This window comes from Laceyella putida (genome assembly GCF_042665195.1).
Taxonomy (GTDB): domain Bacteria; phylum Bacillota; class Bacilli; order Thermoactinomycetales; family Thermoactinomycetaceae; genus Laceyella; species Laceyella putida.
The window spans coordinates 1-18,285 of sequence record NZ_JBHTBW010000057.1 but is presented as its reverse complement, the minus strand read 5'-3'; the positions used below and the strand labels follow the sequence as shown (position 1 = coordinate 18,285).

The window sequence follows — 18,285 nt, the reverse complement described above, 5'->3', positions numbered from 1 at the left end:
CTTATCAAAGGATGAAAATATAGAAAATTTATTATATTATGGTCCCGAGGTGGTGAAGTTGAGCAGATTGGAGCAGATCGACCGGGTGCAACTGGGCAAGCATTTGCGGCAACATCGCAAAGCAAAAGGATTTAAAATCAGCAATTTGACTGAAAACGGATTGTCCCAATCCACCATATCCAACATTGAACGAGGGCTAGTAACGGTGGAGATCGACCGGATTGAGCGGTATTGTGAGAAGCTGGATATCGATGTAGATGTGATGGTGGAGAAGTTAAGGAACATTGATTCGGAGAGGGAATTGATCAAAGCAAAGTTAAGATCAATCGAGAGTATCATGGTGCATTCAATCACTGGGGCCAAAAAAGGACTAGAAATGCTGGGTAACATGGACATACCAAAAAATGATCCCTTATTCGCTACAATCCAGTATCTCCGTGGAAAATGTTTCACCCGCAAACACAGTTGGTATAAAGCAAAAACAGCGTTGTTACAATCCATTCAATGCGTCGATTTAATTTCTACACTAAAAATGACGAACCTAAAAGCCGCTTCATATTACGAACTAAGTCGGGTTTGTTATTACACCAGCGAATTTGTACAAGCATTAACCCATGTGGAGTTAGGATTGAAGGCGTTTGAACCTGAGGGAGAAAGAAGATATATCAGATATAACTTGCTCATCATGAAGGTGTTCTGTCTGGAGATGTTGGAGCGGATAGGGGAGGCATTGCAAACTCTGACTGACATGTGGGAATACATCAATGACATCGATGACATGCGACTCATTGTCAACATGTATGATAAGCGAACATCCCTGCTGATTAGTTTGAAACTTTACAACGAAGCAACCAAATATGCCTTGGAAGGCATCGAAAAAGCGCGACGAAACGAATTGAATGATCGCGCATTTGAATTGTGGGTTGCCCTTAGCGCAATCTATCAAAAGCTTAATCAATACAATGAGGCCATCCTCGCCATTAATACCGCCTTATCAATCCAAGATTCAATCAAAGACAAAAGCCTGCTCGTTATCGCTTATACACAGTTGGGTAGCATCCATTTGAACAACACTAATGCAAAAGAGGCAGTGCGATACTTAAAAATAGCACTCCAACATAGCAATAGCAAGAAAGACAGTTTACGATTAATCGACACCTATACAACACTGGGAGACGGTTTACTTCAATTTAGTCAATTTGAAGACGCTCTGGCATCCTATCAAAAAGCGTTAGAGTTTTCCCGTTTACACAAGATACAATCACAGGAATGTATCATCACAGCAAAAGTTTGTTACTGTATAGAACAAATGGATAATGCTGAAAAATACCACAATTACCTTTTCAATCAGTACAAAAGTCTTGTAAAATTAATGAGAGCAACCGAAGGAGGTGCAAGAACATGAATTCATCTATTCGTCGTTTTCAAGTTGGAGATCCTCCGGAAAGTTAAAGATCTAAATCTTTGTTTCGAATAGCCTATCTCCGAGTCATCGGGTGATGGGTGTTTTTATTCTAGACAATAAAACCATCTAATGTCTATTATTGATAACTCTAAAAGAGAAACATGTATTGAACCTAAACAAAAAAAACAAAGATCCCTAACATATATATTTAAACTGATAAAACGGAGGTTTCCACAATGGTAAAAAAACCGAAGATAAGCAAACGGACACTTTTGCGTTTTACATGATATTAAAGACTTATTTGAAAGCGAGGAGATCATTGAAGACGTTTTCTACGAATCGGAATATTCTACCGAGAGAAGAAGTTTAGCTGATAGATACGTAAACAGCTTAAATCTTGATAATTATGAAGACCAATCAAAGCTAATCAGAGTTATAGAAAATCTATTCTTCTTTTTGCAGGATAATGAATATTTTACAAAAAGCTCCACCAAAAAAGAGTTTATAAATTTATTAGAAAGAGATGGTTTTATAGTCGACGAAGGAAAAATTATCACACAAATACAAAAGGACATCCCAATAAACGAATCATACCCCTTTAAAATTTCACTTGAACCCGTACCAGAATTAATTCGAGACCTACTCATTGAAATTGGATCAGCATATTCCCATCAACTTCAACTACTCTGTGGAATAGGTGTTCGAATGTTATTAGAAGCCGTTTGCAATGACCAAGGACTCAAATATCAATACGATGAAAATAATCAAGTCAAAACCAATCGGCAAGGGAGACCTATAACTAACAACTTACATACGATGATAGACAAATTAAATCAGTTAGGCATTATCACAAATAAACAGAAAGAAATTTTGCTTGAAATCAAAGAATTAGGTAATCAAACAGCTCACGAAATAAAGCGTCATGAATCTGACTTAATAAGACAGATGCTTGAAGTTGTGGAACATATCATTTTCCAAATTTACCATTTAGAAAAATTAAAATTCAAACCGTAACATTTACTCCTGAATATTTTACATGTCTCATCTAACCGCGATAATCTCCTTCTCGTAAGTTTCTATACACAACATCATCTAACTGACTAAACAAACTCTATTTATGTTAACCTACATTCGACATACTAATGGCAAGGAGATACTCCTAAATTAACACTTACCAATCTGAAATAAGGTCTGATTTTATAACTCACCATACCCACCGAAAATCAGGTTACAAAACGCACATTTTGTTACGTTGATGAAGATTATCATTTGAAAATCGCACCTATTTCCTATCTTTTTCATTTATTCTCTTCCCTTGACACAGCCGTCCATCTACTGCTCAACAAGAACAGGAGGATGGTACCGTAACCACCCTCCTGTTTTCCTTACATCCATACATATTTGCGCTGATCCACTTGCGAAAGCAGCGGCGAGGGTTCGCCGAGCGCATAGAGGAACAGCCGGTGCATCGCGCGCGTGCACGCGGTGTACAATCGTTTCCGTTCGGTATCGTCCCCATAGTTTTCCCGGGAGAAGTTGTAGATCACGACCGCATCAAACTCAATCCCTTTGGCCAGATATACGGGAAGGATCACTACGCCGGACGCCAGATTCCGGTCATTTTTGGTGAGCAAGGTGACTGGCACATGATCTTTCAGTTGCTCATAAACCATCTGGCATTCTTGTTGGCTTTTGCCGATGACGGCCAGCGACTCATACCCTTCCGCCTGAATGGTCGCGAGGTCCTCTTGCAGGCGTTGAACCAACTCCGCTTGGGTCGCCAGCTTCCGCACCACCGGCAACGGACCTTCGCGGTGGAACGGTGTGATCGGCTTGGCATCGGTTAAGAGCTCACGGGTAAACTCCACTATTTGCGAAGTGGAGCGGTAACTCCGCGTCATCTCATATTGTTGAATCTCCCCCTCCTGGAAGAGGGAGGTGATTTGCTCCAACTCCGCTTGCCGTGTTTGGTGCGGCATGATCGCTTGGTTCCAGTCCCCCAGGATCGTCATTTTGGCCATCGGGAACATCGCTTGCATCACTTTCAATTGGAACGGCGAATAATCTTGCGCCTCATCGATCAACACATAGCGGATGTCCATATAACGCCGGACCCCCTGGATCATTTCCTGCAAGTACAAGAGCGGTGTAACATCCTCATAGGGCACGATCCGTTTTTGCAGAAACTGGCGCGTATAAGCGCAGATTTCCCCCCACGCGTCGGGGATGTTCACCTTGGTGGACAGTCGGGTCACCAGCGGCTCATCAAACAATTGTTGATAAATCCCGTTCACATCGACGAACTTGAGTTGCTTCACTTGATTGATCACAGGCTGAAACTTGCGGCGCACCACCTTCTTTCTTAACACCAGCTCCGCCTTCGCATGTTCGTCCACATCCGGTTTGCCCCGCAGGCTGGGCTTATACGCCTGATAGTAATCTTCTTTCTCCAGGAATTCGACTTCCTCTCCCACCCAATCTTCCCAGATATGTTGTTCCGCCAATTGATCCAATTCATCCAGTAACCATTTGCGCACCATTTGGATGCGATTGGCCAACTTCACGTTGGGCTCATAGGCGTAAAACCGCTCTTTGATCTGTTCACTGGCGATCATCACTTGGTCATTCAGCCGGAGATCGCGGAAAATCATGCCTTCTTGTTCAAGCCAGTGTTTGTAGTCTTGCATCAAGCGAAAGAAGTCGGCCGACGATTTAAAGCCGATTCCGTGCAGGCGGGCGGACAACGAAGAACCCGACTCCCGGGTGAGCACATATTCCAACTGGTCAAACGCATCTTCAATATGAACTGCTTTGCCCAAACGGTGTTCCACATATTCTTGAAACGTGGTCTGTTTGATGTTTTCTTCGCCCAACTCCGGCAAGACATTGGACACATAGCTCATAAATATCGGGTTGGGTGAAAACAGCAACACTTGCGAATGGGATAACCATGAACGGTGCTTATATAAGAGGTAGGCGATCCGTTGCAGGGCGACGGAGGTTTTGCCGCTTCCCGCGGCCCCTTGCACCAGCACCACCTTGGTCCGGTCGTCGCGGATGATGCGATTCTGCTCTTTTTGGATCGTCGCCACAATATTTTTCATTTGCGTATCAGAGCGGTGGCCCAAGACTTCTTTGAGGATGTCATCCCCAATGACGGTTCCGGTGTCAAAAACGGACACCAACTTGCCATTCTTGATGAGATATTGGCGTTTCAATCCCATATGCCCCTTAACTGTGCCCATCGGCGTCTCATATTCCACCTCACCCGGCATCCCATCATAAAACATGCTGGAAATCGGGGCGCGCCAGTCATAGACCAGATGGGTTTGCGACGTTTCTTCCACAAAAGAAGCGATTCCGATATAGATCTGCTCTTCCTCGGTCTCCCCTTCTTCCATGAAGTCCACCCTGCCAAAATAAGGCGACTTGATCATCCGCGCAAGCGTTTGGTATCGGCGCCGGTCCCGTTCCTGACGCCGCTCAAGCTCTGACATCACCCGCGCTTGTTGGGTGATGCTCGCCACCGTTTCGAGCGCCTCCTTGTCATCAGACAAGTTGACGGTCACATCTTCCCAGAATTCGCCGCGCCATGTTCGCAATTCTTCCCCTTGGACGGAGAGATCCCGTTCCAGCCCGGCCATCGTTTTGTTCATTTCCATCAGCACATGCCGCAGGCGTTTTTCCTCTTTTTGCCGTTCTTCTTTTCTAATAGACATCGTCTCACCGCCCTGTTCAACATTCTCAATCAATCTCCATGAATTTCATGCCATGCCAGTCGAAAGAACATCTCCCGGGCAGAGATGGTTAGTCCAACATGTTCGCTAAAAGAGAAGCGTTTCCTTCCACTTTGTCCGTACCCCATATGGGTCTTTCATTTAGGGTCCATTCCAACGAATCCCCCTCACTCGATCACGACATGATCAATGGGCAACATCTGCTTGCTTTCCCGGAATTGCCCCGCCGAAATTCCGATGGTGCGGCGAAATACTTTATTGAAGTAATTGGCGTCTTCATAGCCGACCCGATTGGCGATCTCTTTGACTGTCAAGGTGGTATGGCGCAGGAGTTCCACCGCCTTTTTGATGCGGAGGCGCGTCACAAAGCGCATCGGGGTCGTGCGCTGTTGATCGCGAAATTGCTTAATGAGATAGAAACGGGATACCCCCGCCGCCAGGGCGATCTCTTCCAGGGTTAACGGATCGGCATAATGAGATTCAATATAATGCATGGCTTTGGACACACTGGTCGATGGCCCCTTCTCTCCGGTGAGGTTTTTGGCAAACCGGTAACACTCCATCGCAAACTCATACGCTTTGGCCGAAGCGTAAAACGCATCGGTGATTTTCTGTTCCCGGGTCTCTTGATAAAGCCGGAACAGCAACCGAATGAGTGGCGATTCGGGAACGACTTGGATGACCGGGCCCACCTGTTCCCTGACAGCATGCCAGATGCGCTCCACTTCCCGACCATACAAGGTAATGAAGATCAGCTCCCACCGTTTGCTCTGCCGAGGCAAGTAATAGCGGTGCGCGCTGGGGATGGGGACGAGAAAGGCCTTGTTCTTGTCCAGCCGGATCGTCTGTCCGTCCACTTCAATCACGCCATACCCGGATAACGTGTATTGAAACACATATTTCCCAGTTTCACCCCGTTTTAACCCATCCCAATCATAGCGGGGCGAAGTCTGTTCCTCCCAACCGATATTCCAAATGTTGGCGATGTGGCTTTGCGTTTCTTCCTGAAAGCGGAAGCCGTAGGAACCGAACTTTTCCTGCGCTGATACGGACAATATTTTACCCTCCAAAGACACTATATTACCATTGTGATGAACGGTTTCATCGCTTACATTTAGATTAACAAGATAAAAGATTAGTACAACATCGATCAGTCAAGGGGGAGATCCCGTGTCCAAAATCACCTTTTTAGGCGCTGGAAGCACGGTGTTTGCAAAGAACATTCTGGGTGACTGCATGCTTGTCCCAGCCGTGGATGGTTTCGAATTCGCCTTATTCGATATCGATGGGAAGCGGCTGAAAGAATCTGAAAGTATGTTGAACAACTTGAAAGAAAACCTCAGCTCCCGCGTTAAAATCAAAGCCTACCATGACCGTAAGGAAGCCTTGCGCGGTGCCAAATATGTGATCAACGCGATTCAGGTGGGCGGATATAAACCAAGCACCGTCATCGACTTTGAAATCCCCAAGAAATACGGCCTCAGGCAAACGATTGCCGACACAGTCGGAATCGGCGGAATATTCCGTTCCCTTCGCACCATTCCCGTGTTGTTTGACTTTGCCCGTGATATCGAGGAAGTGGCTCCCGATGCCACCTTTTTAAACTATACCAATCCCATGGCCACTTTGACAGGGGCGATGTTGCGCTATACCAACGTAAAAACGGTTGGTCTCTGCCACAGCGTGCAGGTGTGCACCCACCATCTCTTGACGTCGCTCGATATGGACCCCACGGGGGTGGAAGAGAAGATCGCCGGCATCAATCATATGGCCTGGTTGCTTGAAGTGAAAAAGGATGGCAAAGACCTCTATCCCGAAATCAAGAAGCGGGTGGAAGCGATACAGAAAACCAAGCATGACGATATGGTTCGCTTCGAGCTGATGAAGCGCTTTGGCTATTATGTGACCGAGTCGTCCGAACACAACGCGGAATATCATCCCTACTTTATCAAGAGCCGCTATCCCGAACTGATTGAACGTTTCAATATCCCCCTCGACGAATACCCGCGCCGTTGTGTGGAGCAAATTGAGGGCTGGGAGAAGATGCGTGACGAGTTGGTCAACAACAAGCAACTCTCCCATCAACGCTCCCACGAATATGGCTCCCGCATCATTGAAGCGATGGAAACCAACGTGCCGTTCAAATTTGGCGGCAACGTGTTAAACACCGGCGGCTTGATCGGCAATCTGCCCGTCAAGGCCTGTGTCGAAGTGCCCTGTGTGGCTGACCTGAGCGGCATCACCCCCTGTTATGTGGGTGAGTTGCCGGAACAACTGGCGGCACTCAACCGCACCAATATCAACACCCAACTGCTCACCATCGAAGCGGCCGTCACGCAAAAGAAAGAGCACATCTACCAAGCGGCCTTGCTCGATCCACACACCAGCGCCGAATTGTCGATCGACGATATCGTGTCCCTCTGTGATGAATTGATCGAAGCGCATGGTGATTATTTGCCCAAATACCATTAAAGCTTTCTGCCGCCTCTTGGGTGACAGTGGACACTGTTTGCCTCAAGAGGTTTTTCCAACCCATCGGAAAACAGCAGAGGGGAGTTGTTTTTACAAACGTTATAGATTATCCTCACAAAACAGTCGCATTCCCATCCAAAAAAATTGATTTCCCCTTTCAAGTCTGATATAGTAACTAAGGTTTTGGGTAAAACTTATAACAACAAAACAAAAACAAAATATCATCATTGACATAAATATTTATAGATACGGAGGAATTCATATGAACAACCAATACGATGTGATTGTCGTTGGTGCGGGTCCTGCCGGAATCTTTACTTGCTACGAGCTGTCTTTAAAACAACCGGAAGCCAGAGTATTGTTAATCGACAAAGGCCATGACATCTATAGTCGGAATTGCCCTATTTTACAGAAAAAAATCCAGAAGTGTCCCCCACCAGCCGGAAAAAAGGATTTTGCGGGTTGCGTGCCGGCTTGTTCCATCACGAATGGCTTTGGTGGCGCGGGGGCTTACTCTGATGGGAAATTTAACATCACCAGCCAATTTGGCGGCTGGATGACTGATTACCTTGAGCCGGAAGCGGTCATCGAGTTGATCAAGTATGTGGATGAAATCAATCTCAAACATGGGGCGACGGATTCCATCACCGATCCCTTGACCGAACGGGTGCGTGACATCGAGAAACGCGCATATTCCGCCGGGCTCAAATTGTTGCGCGCGCAAGTGCGCCACTTGGGAACCGAACAAAACTTGATGATTTTGACCAGCATCTACGAATACCTGAAAGACAAAATCGAGATGCGACACAAAACCGAAGTGTTGGATCTCGTGACCGAAAAAATCGAAGGCAAACATCATGTGAACGGCGTAGAGCTGAAAGACGGCACCCTTCTGTTCGCCGATAAAGTGGTCATCGTGCCCGGGCGCGACGGCTCCCACTGGTTGGGCCACATCCTCAAAAAACGCCGCGTCAAAATGAGCTCCAACCAAGTCGATGTGGGTGTGCGGGTGGAGACATCCAACTTGGTGATGGAAGAGATCAACGAACATCTGTATGAAGGGAAGTTTATCTTCAACACTTCCGTCGGCACCAAGGTGCGCACCTTTTGCAGCAATCCATCAGGACATGTGGTCGTCGAAAACCATTCCGGCATCATGTTGGCCAACGGACACGCTTACAAAGACCCCAAACTGGGCAGCGACAATACCAACTTCGCATTGTTGGTCTCCCACCAATTTGATGAACCTTTCGACCAGCCGACAGAATATGCACATGAGGTCTCCCGCTTGGCCAACCAATTGTCCAACGGCGGCGTGATCGTGCAGAAATATGGCGACATTAAAAAAGGACGCCGCTCCACGCCCAAACGGATCAAAGAAGGGTTCCTCAATCCGACGTTGAAAGAAGCCGTTCCCGGCGACTTGGGACTTGTTCTGCCTTACAACACCATGAAAAGTTTAATCGAAATGGTGGAAGCGCTGGACAAAGTCACCCCCGGAATCGCTTCCGAACACACCCTCTTCTATGGGGTGGAAGCGAAATTCTACTCCGCCCGACCGAAATTGAACGAACACTTTGAGTCAGAAATCGCCGGCCTCTACCTGGGCGGCGACGGCGCGGGAATTACGCGCGGCCTGGCTCAGGCCGGCGCCTGCGGGGTTTGGATCGCGCGCGACATCATCAACAAATTAGCTTAATCCCCCTGGCCCGCTCCATTCCGTGAGGCGGGATCTTTTCATCCCACGCCTTTTGCCCGGTTGCGCCGAACCACTGACGGATCGCGCTCTCCCAAGGTCGGGCGATCACCGCATCATCGGTCAGCCCACCCGAATGAGAAGGTGGGCCGTTTGCAACCAAACAAGTTCCTTCAGCACGGTAAACAAGACCTCCGCTGATTGGGTCGCCTCAACGGTGACTATCCACCTGGCATCAACACAATGCCTTGGAGCTGCCTCTTATCAATGGGTGCTCAATCATTTTTATATTTCATAATTCGATAATACATGGTTTTGTTCTTCAGTTTACGAAAATGGGACAAAATCGGAAATAGATTCGCTTCAATAATCCATACATGACCATTCTTGTCCAGTGCCATATCCAATCCGTAAATTCGGTGGCCCTCGAAAAAAGATTCTAATCTTCTTGCGGTCAATTTTGCGACCCTATCAATTTTGGACTGTAAAGTTTTTGTGGAGAGGTTTCGGATTGAAGATTTTTTCAGGGCCCTGTCAACTGGCATGACCGTTCCGTTGCTCCTGGAAATGTTGGAGACGATGTACCCTTTACCTGCGATTTTGGCGATTTTCCCAGTAACTTCCCATAAACGGGAGTATCTTCTGCGCTGTACAACGACCCTCATATCAAAAGGACGCTTGTTGACTGTGGGACGGGAAATTTTGCGTTGAACTACATACCTTCTGTCCCCCATTATTCTTTTTAAATATTGGTACGTGTTTTCTTTGCCTTTGATCGTCATCTTCCTGTTTTCATAATGTATCGCATACTCACCGTTTCCTATCGAAGAGACTTGAATGACGCCACTTCCCCGGCTCCCTTTTATCGGTTTTACGATTACATGTCTATATTTTTTTATAAGATTCCACAGTGAATCGCGCGTCATTAGCCTCGTTTCCGGTAAGTAAGGCAACAACTGCCTTGTTTCCATGAATCTATATTTCAACCATTTGTTTCTGGTTGCGTTTTCCATCAACTCTCCACCTTTCTCCATCGATCGTCGATGCCTCCAAGATAGCGTTCAAGCAATTCTAAAAACGTTTCTATATCCTTGTAGGTGATGTCCCCAATATTGGCGATCCTGAAGGTTTTCAATTCATCGAGTTTGCCAGGATATATGGTAATGCCTCTGGCGTAAAAATAATCATGCATTTCTTGAAAATCATAGTTAGCACAATCAGGTTCCACAATGGAAGTGACTATTTTGGAATGGCAGGTTTCGGGAACGATGTATGTCAACCCCAGCCGGATGATTCCCTTAATCAACGTTTCCCACGATTTCACATACCTTTTGTATCGTTCCTTCACACCTTCCCGCTTTAACTCTTCGATCGCTTGTTTAAGGGCATAAAGGGTTTGGACAGGAGGTGTAAACCGCATTTGCCGATTTTCCAAAAAATATTTATATTGAGCGTACAGATTCAGATAAAAATTTCTCGGTTTCTTCTGTTTCATACATTCCAATTTGCTTTTTTCCGCAATAACAAAAGCGACTCCGGCCATCCCTTGCAGGTTTTTGTTAGAGCTTGCCGCCAAATAACGGATATTCATTTCCTTCATTTGAATCGGAATGGCCGCAAAGGAACTCATGGCATCCACAATCATGTCGATTCGGTGTCGCTTGCATAATTCTCCAATCGCCTTTATATCGTTTAACAGCCCAGTGCTCGTCTCATGATGAACGACGGCAAGATGGGAGATGGTTCGGTCAGAAGTTTTGATCACCCTTTCCAAAGCATCCATATCGATGGCATCATCGGGAGGGCTAACAAACTCCAAGTAATGCAACCCATAGGCTTCAGCCATCTCACACATCCGTTTCCCATACGCTCCGTTATTGATAATGACCACAACATCATCATCTAAAACGGAACTAATGATGGATTCTACAGCCGCAGTTCCGGATCCACCGAACAATACCGTTGTGTAATGATCCGGATCGGCAACCAGCCGGGTGAGTTCCGTAGAAACATATTCCATCAATTGGCCGAATTCCGATTCTCGGGGGCAAATATCCGGTACCACCTGCGACCATTTCACACTGTCCGTAGTGGTGACTGGGCCGGGATTAAGCAAAATCGTTCTCTTTATTTTTCGCATAAATATCCCTCTTCCTCATTCCCCGATGGATGTATGTTTAAAAAAAACCGCAGGCGTTCTTTTACTTCATGCGGTTTGATCTTTGGACGGCCAAGCTTTTCTTTGGAATGTTTCGATATTCTCAAATATAAAAAAGTCAGCCCTTTTGTTTCCTTCCATTCCTTGAAGGAAGCTTCCAACTCTTTTAAATTGTGAACGTGCAGGGACTTCGTGTAACCGCAGGAAGCGGCAATATCCACGAAATGGATATTATGGGACACCGTGCTTTGGCCCCCTGTTGAATCATGTGCGTTGTTGTCAAGCAGAATATGAATCATATTGGGCGGATTGTAATAACCATTTGTCGCCAAGCTTCCCATACGCATGAGCAAGGAACCGTCCCCGTCAATCACGACAATATCCTTGTTATTTTGGGTCAATGACAAACCAAGTCCAAAAGAGCTGATGCATCCCATGGAACCCACCATGTATAGATTGTTGTGGGCATCTTCGATTTCATATAATTCCCGTCCAGTTTTTCCAGTTGTGGCAAGCTGCACAGTTTGGCGGTCTTTCAAGGAATTGATGACCGTCAACGCTTCATGCCTTGTTGGAAGCTGATTTTCCGCCTTACCCTGTACTTTTATTCGATTCAATTGAATGAAGGTTTGTTGTTTTTGCAAAGCCACTTCATCGAACGTCCCTTTTTTGACGACAAAGAAAAAGGGACGGTTCTGCTCAATATGCTGATTGGCTTGAACCAGTTTGCGCATGGCCTCCTCCATATTGCCAGGCAAATAATCCCATGGAACTTGCATCAAATCCAACAGTTTCGTTGTGATCCGGCCCATCAGTTCATGTTGCGGTTCATCGGGAATACCCGGTTCGCCCCGGAGACTGACAAACCCAAGCAGTGGGATTCGAAACGGATAGTTTAGAGATGTCAATGGCGAAACGGCGTTTGTCAGGCCCGAATTTTGCATGAGGACAACTGATTTTTTCCCCCCTAAATATGCACCGGACGCAATGGCGACCACATCACCTTCATTAGCAGCAGCAACGTAATCGCATTCGTTGATCGCATAATTGATTAAACTTTTCAAAAAAGAGCACGGAACCCCACTGAAAAAACCAAAACCCAATTTTTTCAGTTCTTTTCCAAACATTCTCGTATTGATCATAAGCTTTCACTCGAATCCATTTTCACCGAAGGAAGATATTTTCGTTCCGCCTCCTGAAGCTCATCGACCCTTTGAAGTCGGAACACCTCTTCAATGGTCGCAATTCTGCCTTCTGCTTGCACAAGGCTTTCCTCCCGAAAAATTTGGTCGGATATTTTTTTCATGGCGTCAATCGATGCCCTCAAATTATGGTTTGCCCAAATGACGAGGTTAACCCCCATCTCCTGAAACCGGCTTGAAGGAGTCGTATAATATTTGGTAGGCACAATCACGACTGGCAATCTACCCCCCCATTCTTTCATAAACGATTCGATTTCCACTATATCTGATCTTTTGCTGTGAATGAGTATGGCATCTGCACCCGCCTGCCGATAAGCCTCTGCGCGCCGTAACGCCTCCTCAAGGCCCCATCCCGCAATGAACGATTCCACTCTGGCCACGACCATAAAGTCTTTATCCGTTTGAGTGTCTTTCATTGCTTTAATTTTGCCGCAAAACTCATCAATATCGGCAAGTGGCTGGGCTTTGGTGTCAAGGAAGGAGTTGGTTTTCGGAAACTGTTTATCTTCAATACACACCCCTGCAATTTGGCGCTGTTCCAACTTCTTTACCAACCGCCTGGCATTGTTGAAGTTTCCAAAGCCCGTATCCCCGTCAAGCAAAATCGGTATCGACGTAGCGTCGCTCATAAATTCCAAAACATCCAACACCTGCGTCCAGGAAGCCTCATTGTTGTCCCTTACACCCATTGCTGCTGAAATGGATAATCCGCTGGCCCAAATCCCTTTAAATCCGGTCTCTTCGACGATCTTAGCCGACAGGCCATTATGGGCTTCCATCAAAAAATCCAAATTTTCAGAATGAATCAGATGTTTTAATTGGCTGGTTTTTTTCATAGAAATCTCCTTTCTGTCCCTGCGCCAGCAATCATATGACCAACTACGAGGTATACTGTTTTCGGGCCTTTTCTTTTCTAATCACCCATCAAGGTTCCAACTCCTTAAAAAAATCAATGTAATGTCTGAATCAACCGCTTGTTTTTCTTTATTATAAACAGCATCTTCTTATCGGGAAGTTGATTGAACAACTTATGCCCTGGTCTTGTATTGGCTTCAATGATCCAGAGACGACCGCTTTTCTCTATTCCAAAATCAATTCCCAGTTCGCGAATACCGGAATGTCGTTTATTAAGCGTTTCAGCAATGATGGATGATAAGTTTGCCATTTCATTTAGAGTATGATTCACTTTTCTTCTGTTGTTCCTAAAAAGGTGTGAGAGCACTTTATTTAACGATTCTCCATGCCCTCCTTTGTGGTAATTTGTAACATAACGGTTCGGAGCGGCCACACGGGCAAGCATGCCGGAAATGACCCATTTCGAATAAGGTTTCTGCATGTACACTCTAATATCAAAAATCGATCCACGGTATTTGGCCAATCGAAGTCCCCTCTGCACAAGATACTGTTGAGATGGTTTTTGATGGGACCGAATTGCACTATACACGGAGTCAGAACTGACATACTTGCGTTTTTGACCGAAACGAACCTCATAACCGTTGCGTTTCCGTTCAACTCTGATGATTCCTGCTCCACCACAGCCGTGATTAGGTTTGACAAAGATAGAGGAATAGGATCTCAGCATTTGTAAATGACTTACAGGGGTAAGCCAATGGGTTTCAGGCAAATATCGACGCAATACGGGGTGTTTCAACATCTCTCTGTGCTTAATCATTTTTCCAATTGCCATTTCTCCCACATTCCTTCATTTTTATAATGCATGTATATTAATCCAGTTCAAAAAATGGAAGGGTGTTTTCATTATAAGGAGAAAACAATTTTATTGGGTTATTTATCATAAGAAAACCTTCCCAGAAGGAACAGGGGAGGTTATTTGTTTTAGTTCCAAATTGAATTCAATGAAACGCGGGTGATGCCATGCTTCACACAAACAAGCCCACCCGAATGGAAAGGTTGGCTTGTCCGGCCAGGCTAACGACCTTTTATCTCAACAGAAGCAACGTCACGGGGTTTCCGATTGGACAGGTAGCTGTGACAGATCATGCCAACCACAACCAAACCCATCCCCAACCAGGAACACAGCGAAGGGAGGGCCGTTTGCAACCAAACCAGTTCCATCATCACGGTAAACAAGACCTCCGCTGATTGGGTCGCCTCAACGGCGGCCAACTGCTGCATATTCCCCTTCACCATCTCCGTCGCTTGGAAAAATAGGACCGTGGCGATCACCCCGGAACAAAGGGCCACCACCAACGATTGGAAGAGTTGCCCCCCCGCTCGGCGCCCCCACCGTCAGCGCGCCGTAAAGGGAAAGCACCAACCAAAATGGCAAACTGGCCAGGGTCATGCCCAGCACGCGCTGATAAGCGTCCAACTCGCCTCGGCACACCTCCATCATTTTCCGATTTCCCAGCGGATAAGCAAAAGAGGCGATCACCACGGGAATGACGCCCAATCCGATTTCTTTGGGGGAGAGGTGGTGAGCGTACTCCAGTTGCATCAACGCAATGCCGACCAAGATCAGTCCGGATACCGCCAAAGCCAGCATGGGAATTCTCCCTCTGATTGTCTCCAACCCTTGTGAGGTCTCCACCTTCTGCGAAAAGAGCGGCGCCAATAAGGTGCCGGAAATAATCGTGATCTGCCACGTTCCCGCGATTAACCAGCCGGAACCATAAGCGGCGGCAAAGCACATGGGGGCATAAAAGAGGCCAAACCCGACCACACTCCACCCCAACCAGGCCAGTGGATGGGTTCGCATATGGGTTAAGAGCGGCCTCACATTTCCACGGACACCCACGATAAGGAGAAGAAAGGGTACCATAAACAAATAGCGCAACGACGCACTCCAAATCCAACTTCCCCCCGATAATTGCATGGCGCGGTTCAACACAAAGGTAAACGCAAAAAAGAACGCCGCGACAATCCCAAGCAAAATGGGACGCAAGCCTCATCCCCCCATCGTTTCGCCAAGCAGCAATTGTATTTTTGGCTGAATGATTAGATTTTTTACACAAAAACATTCTACCACAAAAAGCGGTAGAACATTTATTTGTATAGAATAATAATATTATTTTATGATCGTTTCTTATTTTATCGTTGAAGTCATTGGTTGCCGTTGCATTTCCGCCTGCAAGAAGTAGCCGAGTAGCAAACACGGCACCGTCATCCCTGCCATCAACAAGAACGGCAACTGGGGAGAGAGTGTGTAAACGTAGCCGCAAAGGATGGTTAACAGCCCGGTGGAGAGCCCCATGGCCAACGAGGCGTAAGCCCCTTGCGCCGACGGGATGTACTCGTTCGACACGCGCTCATTGACAAACCTCATGAAAGCAAAATGCGTCAAGCCGAAGGTCATCGAATGCAACACTTGCGACACGATAAACACACCCGCATCGGGAAACAGATAGATTCCACCCCAACGAACGATGGACGACAGGGTGGCGATGATAAACATCGTGGCGATCGGGACCCTCGTCATGACACGATTGGCCACATAAAAAAAGACGATCTCGGCAACGACCGCCACAATCATAATCAAGCCGATATAGGTGTTGTCGATCCCCAATTTTTGCAGATATACCACGCCATAGCTGTTATAGGCCGCATGCGCCCCTTGCAACAAGATGCATATGAGCAGGCACAAGGCAAAGGGACGCGACTTAAACAGCGTAAGCATCGACACCCTGCCGGTGTTTGACGCTTTGGCTGTAAAACCGGTCGTCACACCTGTATAAGAGTGGAGAAAGACGGCAATCAGCCCCAGCAACAACAAATAAAGCGTACTGGCATCCCCCAGTTTGGACGTAACCACTCCCGTCACATATAACCCCACAATATACCCGGCCGAACCCCACAACCGGCTCCGGCCATAATCAATCTGCTTGTCTTTGGCCAACAGATTGGCTATGGTTTCATTCATTGGCAACAGCAAAGGATAGATTAAGGCGAATAAAACGGTAACGAGCAAAATGGGCATAAACCCCTCAAACGGAATAAAGCCGAGCAAAATAACCACCGCAAGGAGCGGAAACCACCGCGCCAAGGTGCCCAAGGGAAACAACTGGCACAATGCCGGATACACATACAAGGTCGCAATCGACCGGACAATTAAGCTCAAGGAGACAAACAAGCCGGCCTCCTCAATCGAAAACCCTTTGGTCGCCAGCCAGGCTGTCCAATACGGGATAAAAACACCCCAAGTGAAAAAGAAGATAAAATACTGCAATGACATGCCTATTTGTTTATTCATTCCTTTTCCCCAACTCCCTAAACAGATAAAGCCGACCTTCTAAGCAGGTCGGTTGTTTTTGCGCGATGATCTGTCATCAGACCACCCATGTTATTTTTGTGATCCAGAATAGTATTCTTCCAATACGATTCCTTTGGCTTTGATCTCCTGAGCCATCTTTTTTCCCACATAACGAATATGCCAAGGCTCGTACCCATAACCGGTCACATCTTCTTTACCTTTGGCATAGCGAATGATAAAGCCAAATTCATGCGCATGCGCGGCCAACCATTCGCCTTCCTTTGTCCCGGCAAACGCCTCCACCAAACGGAGTCCCACACTGCGACTGGACACATCCATCGCCAATCCGGTTTGATGCTCGCTGTGTCCCGGCAGAGCATTGTATTTGACCGTACTGGCTTTCCCTTTTCTCTTCAAGGCGGATTCATATGTCGCCTGCTGTCTTTTATATGACCGGTAACCGGAAACGGCAACCAATTCAATCCCTTGCCGATCCGCTTCGTCAAACAATTGCTCCAACGCGCGCGCCGCTTCTTTGCGCATCAGTTTCTTCTCGTCTCTCCCCCACGATGAGAATGGCACCCTTGGTTGCACCAAGTCAGCGGGCTCATAATCGGCCGGCAGGGCCCGTTGTTTATTGACTAACACCGCAACGGAAGCCGGATTGGACGGGATGGGCATCGCCGTCTTCTCTTCGGGTGTTGGTCGCTGCACGGGGGTTTGATTGGATGCCACCGTCTCTGTCGGTTCTTTTGATTGTTGTTTGGAAGCGGCCAACAGCTCCGTGCATCCGGTCAGGAGAATGGTCACCCCCAAGACAACGGCGGTCATTTTCGTCAGTTTGTTTCCACTCTGCACATGCTCCCCTCCCACTCTCTTACAACGACATCTATATGAATGTGCTGTATTCTCTTTTCTCTCTAATATTAAATAATAACTTAAAATGAAAGGATATATAAGTGGAAATCGGAATCGTTAGCAAAATGACCAAATCTTTTTCTTCCACTTTAACTTTACAAATTTTTGCTGGCTGAAAGCCCACGGTTTCAATCGTGGGATGAAAGACGGCGTTGCTCGGTATCCCCATAAAGGGGATGCTTAGAGCAACTATTTTTTATCTTTTGATGTTGCAGTTTGCGGATCGAACAGTTAGGATCTGGATATGGAACAAGGAACTGGTGACCGAAATTTGTGAAGATAATGAATGGATAATTGTTGCTATGGAAGTCATGCCTGATCATTGTCATTTGTTCTTGAACTGTCTTCCCACTCATTCACCATCGGATATCATGGCAAAAGTGAAAGGAGTGACTTCAAGAAGACTGAGACAAGAATTTAAACACTTGTCCCATCTGGTAAGTCTTTGGACACGTTCTTTTTTCGTTAGTACAGAAGGAAATGTATC

14 protein-coding genes and 2 pseudogenes are annotated in these 18,285 nt (G+C 46.6%); 5 read left to right on the top strand and 11 right to left on the bottom strand.

From position 1 onward, the window contains the following. The first annotated feature begins 58 nt into the window (after positions 1-58). A complete protein-coding gene (locus ACFQNG_RS16070) occupies positions 59-1,405 on the top strand; it encodes a helix-turn-helix domain-containing protein (RefSeq protein WP_379866586.1) in 1,347 nt (448 codons plus the stop codon). A gap of 456 nt (positions 1,406-1,861) precedes the next feature. Then, positions 1,862-2,419: a DUF4145 domain-containing protein gene (locus ACFQNG_RS16065; RefSeq protein WP_379866585.1), complete on the top strand. Its 558-nt coding sequence runs from the start codon at positions 1,862-1,864 to the stop codon at positions 2,417-2,419. Positions 2,420-2,790: 371 nt separating this feature from the next. Here ACFQNG_RS16065 and helD read toward each other — a convergent pair whose 3' ends face one another. Next, complete coding sequence (gene helD, locus ACFQNG_RS16060; protein ID WP_379866584.1) at positions 2,791-5,124, bottom strand: RNA polymerase recycling motor HelD; 2,334 nt, start codon at positions 5,122-5,124, stop codon at positions 2,791-2,793. Positions 5,125-5,309: 185 nt separating this feature from the next. Then, complete coding sequence (locus ACFQNG_RS16055; RefSeq protein ID WP_379866583.1) at positions 5,310-6,197, bottom strand: helix-turn-helix domain-containing protein; 888 nt, start codon at positions 6,195-6,197, stop codon at positions 5,310-5,312. A 115-nt stretch (positions 6,198-6,312) separates the two neighbouring features. Here ACFQNG_RS16055 and melA point away from each other — a divergent pair, with 115 nt between their 5' ends. Together melA and ACFQNG_RS16045 are read left to right on the top strand one after the other, a co-directional pair. Further along, entirely contained in the window at positions 6,313-7,614 is a 1,302-nt protein-coding gene (melA, locus tag ACFQNG_RS16050; RefSeq protein WP_379866582.1) for an alpha-glucosidase/alpha-galactosidase, read from the top strand. A gap of 262 nt (positions 7,615-7,876) precedes the next feature. Beyond that, positions 7,877-9,313 (top strand): NAD(P)/FAD-dependent oxidoreductase, encoded by a 1,437-nt coding sequence (locus ACFQNG_RS16045; protein ID WP_379866579.1) that lies wholly within the window; start codon positions 7,877-7,879, stop codon positions 9,311-9,313. Here the strand turns inward: ACFQNG_RS16045 and ACFQNG_RS16040 are convergent. The 9 genes and pseudogenes from ACFQNG_RS16040 to ACFQNG_RS16000 form a co-directional block, all read right to left on the bottom strand. Next, the gene (locus ACFQNG_RS16040; RefSeq protein WP_379866576.1) at positions 9,297-9,473 is read right to left on the bottom strand and encodes a hypothetical protein; all 177 of its coding nucleotides are present in this window, start codon (positions 9,471-9,473) and stop codon (positions 9,297-9,299) included. The genes ACFQNG_RS16045 and ACFQNG_RS16040 overlap by 17 nt on opposite strands. Before the next feature lie 112 nt (positions 9,474-9,585). After that, entirely contained in the window at positions 9,586-10,344 is a 759-nt protein-coding gene (locus ACFQNG_RS16035; protein WP_379866573.1) for a YheC/YheD family protein, read from the bottom strand. Further along, positions 10,323-11,450, bottom strand: a complete 1,128-nt coding sequence (locus ACFQNG_RS16030) for a 2-aminoethylphosphonate aminotransferase (RefSeq protein ID WP_379866570.1) — start codon at positions 11,448-11,450, stop codon at positions 10,323-10,325. Before ACFQNG_RS16030 ends, ACFQNG_RS16035 begins: the two co-directional genes overlap by 22 nt. Further along, the gene (gene aepY, locus ACFQNG_RS16025; protein ID WP_379866568.1) at positions 11,438-12,610 is read right to left on the bottom strand and encodes a phosphonopyruvate decarboxylase; all 1,173 of its coding nucleotides are present in this window, start codon (positions 12,608-12,610) and stop codon (positions 11,438-11,440) included. The genes ACFQNG_RS16030 and aepY overlap by 13 nt, the downstream gene beginning before the upstream one ends. After that, a complete protein-coding gene (aepX, locus tag ACFQNG_RS16020) occupies positions 12,607-13,506 on the bottom strand; it encodes a phosphoenolpyruvate mutase (RefSeq protein ID WP_379866566.1) in 900 nt (299 codons plus the stop codon). The genes aepY and aepX overlap by 4 nt, the downstream gene beginning before the upstream one ends. A gap of 113 nt (positions 13,507-13,619) precedes the next feature. Then, on the bottom strand, positions 13,620-14,357 hold the full coding sequence (locus ACFQNG_RS16015) for a YheC/YheD family protein (RefSeq protein WP_379866563.1): 738 nt from the start codon (positions 14,355-14,357) through the stop codon (positions 13,620-13,622). Positions 14,358-14,599: 242 nt separating this feature from the next. Further along, a pseudogene (locus ACFQNG_RS16010) lies at positions 14,600-15,575 on the bottom strand (DMT family transporter). 141 nt (positions 15,576-15,716) lie between these two features. Beyond that, positions 15,717-16,880: a 3-phenylpropionate MFS transporter gene (locus ACFQNG_RS16005; RefSeq protein ID WP_379866561.1), complete on the bottom strand. Its 1,164-nt coding sequence runs from the start codon at positions 16,878-16,880 to the stop codon at positions 15,717-15,719. Between the two features lie 90 nt (positions 16,881-16,970). Then, positions 16,971-17,738 carry a M15 family metallopeptidase gene (locus tag ACFQNG_RS16000; protein WP_379866559.1) on the bottom strand — a complete coding sequence of 256 codons (768 nt, stop codon included), beginning with the start codon at positions 17,736-17,738 and terminating at the stop codon, positions 16,971-16,973. Positions 17,739-18,049: 311 nt separating this feature from the next. On the opposite strand from ACFQNG_RS16000, the pseudogene tnpA reads away from it, so the two are divergent. Further along, positions 18,050-18,285: pseudogene (tnpA, locus tag ACFQNG_RS15995) on the top strand (IS200/IS605 family transposase); the annotation flags it as partial.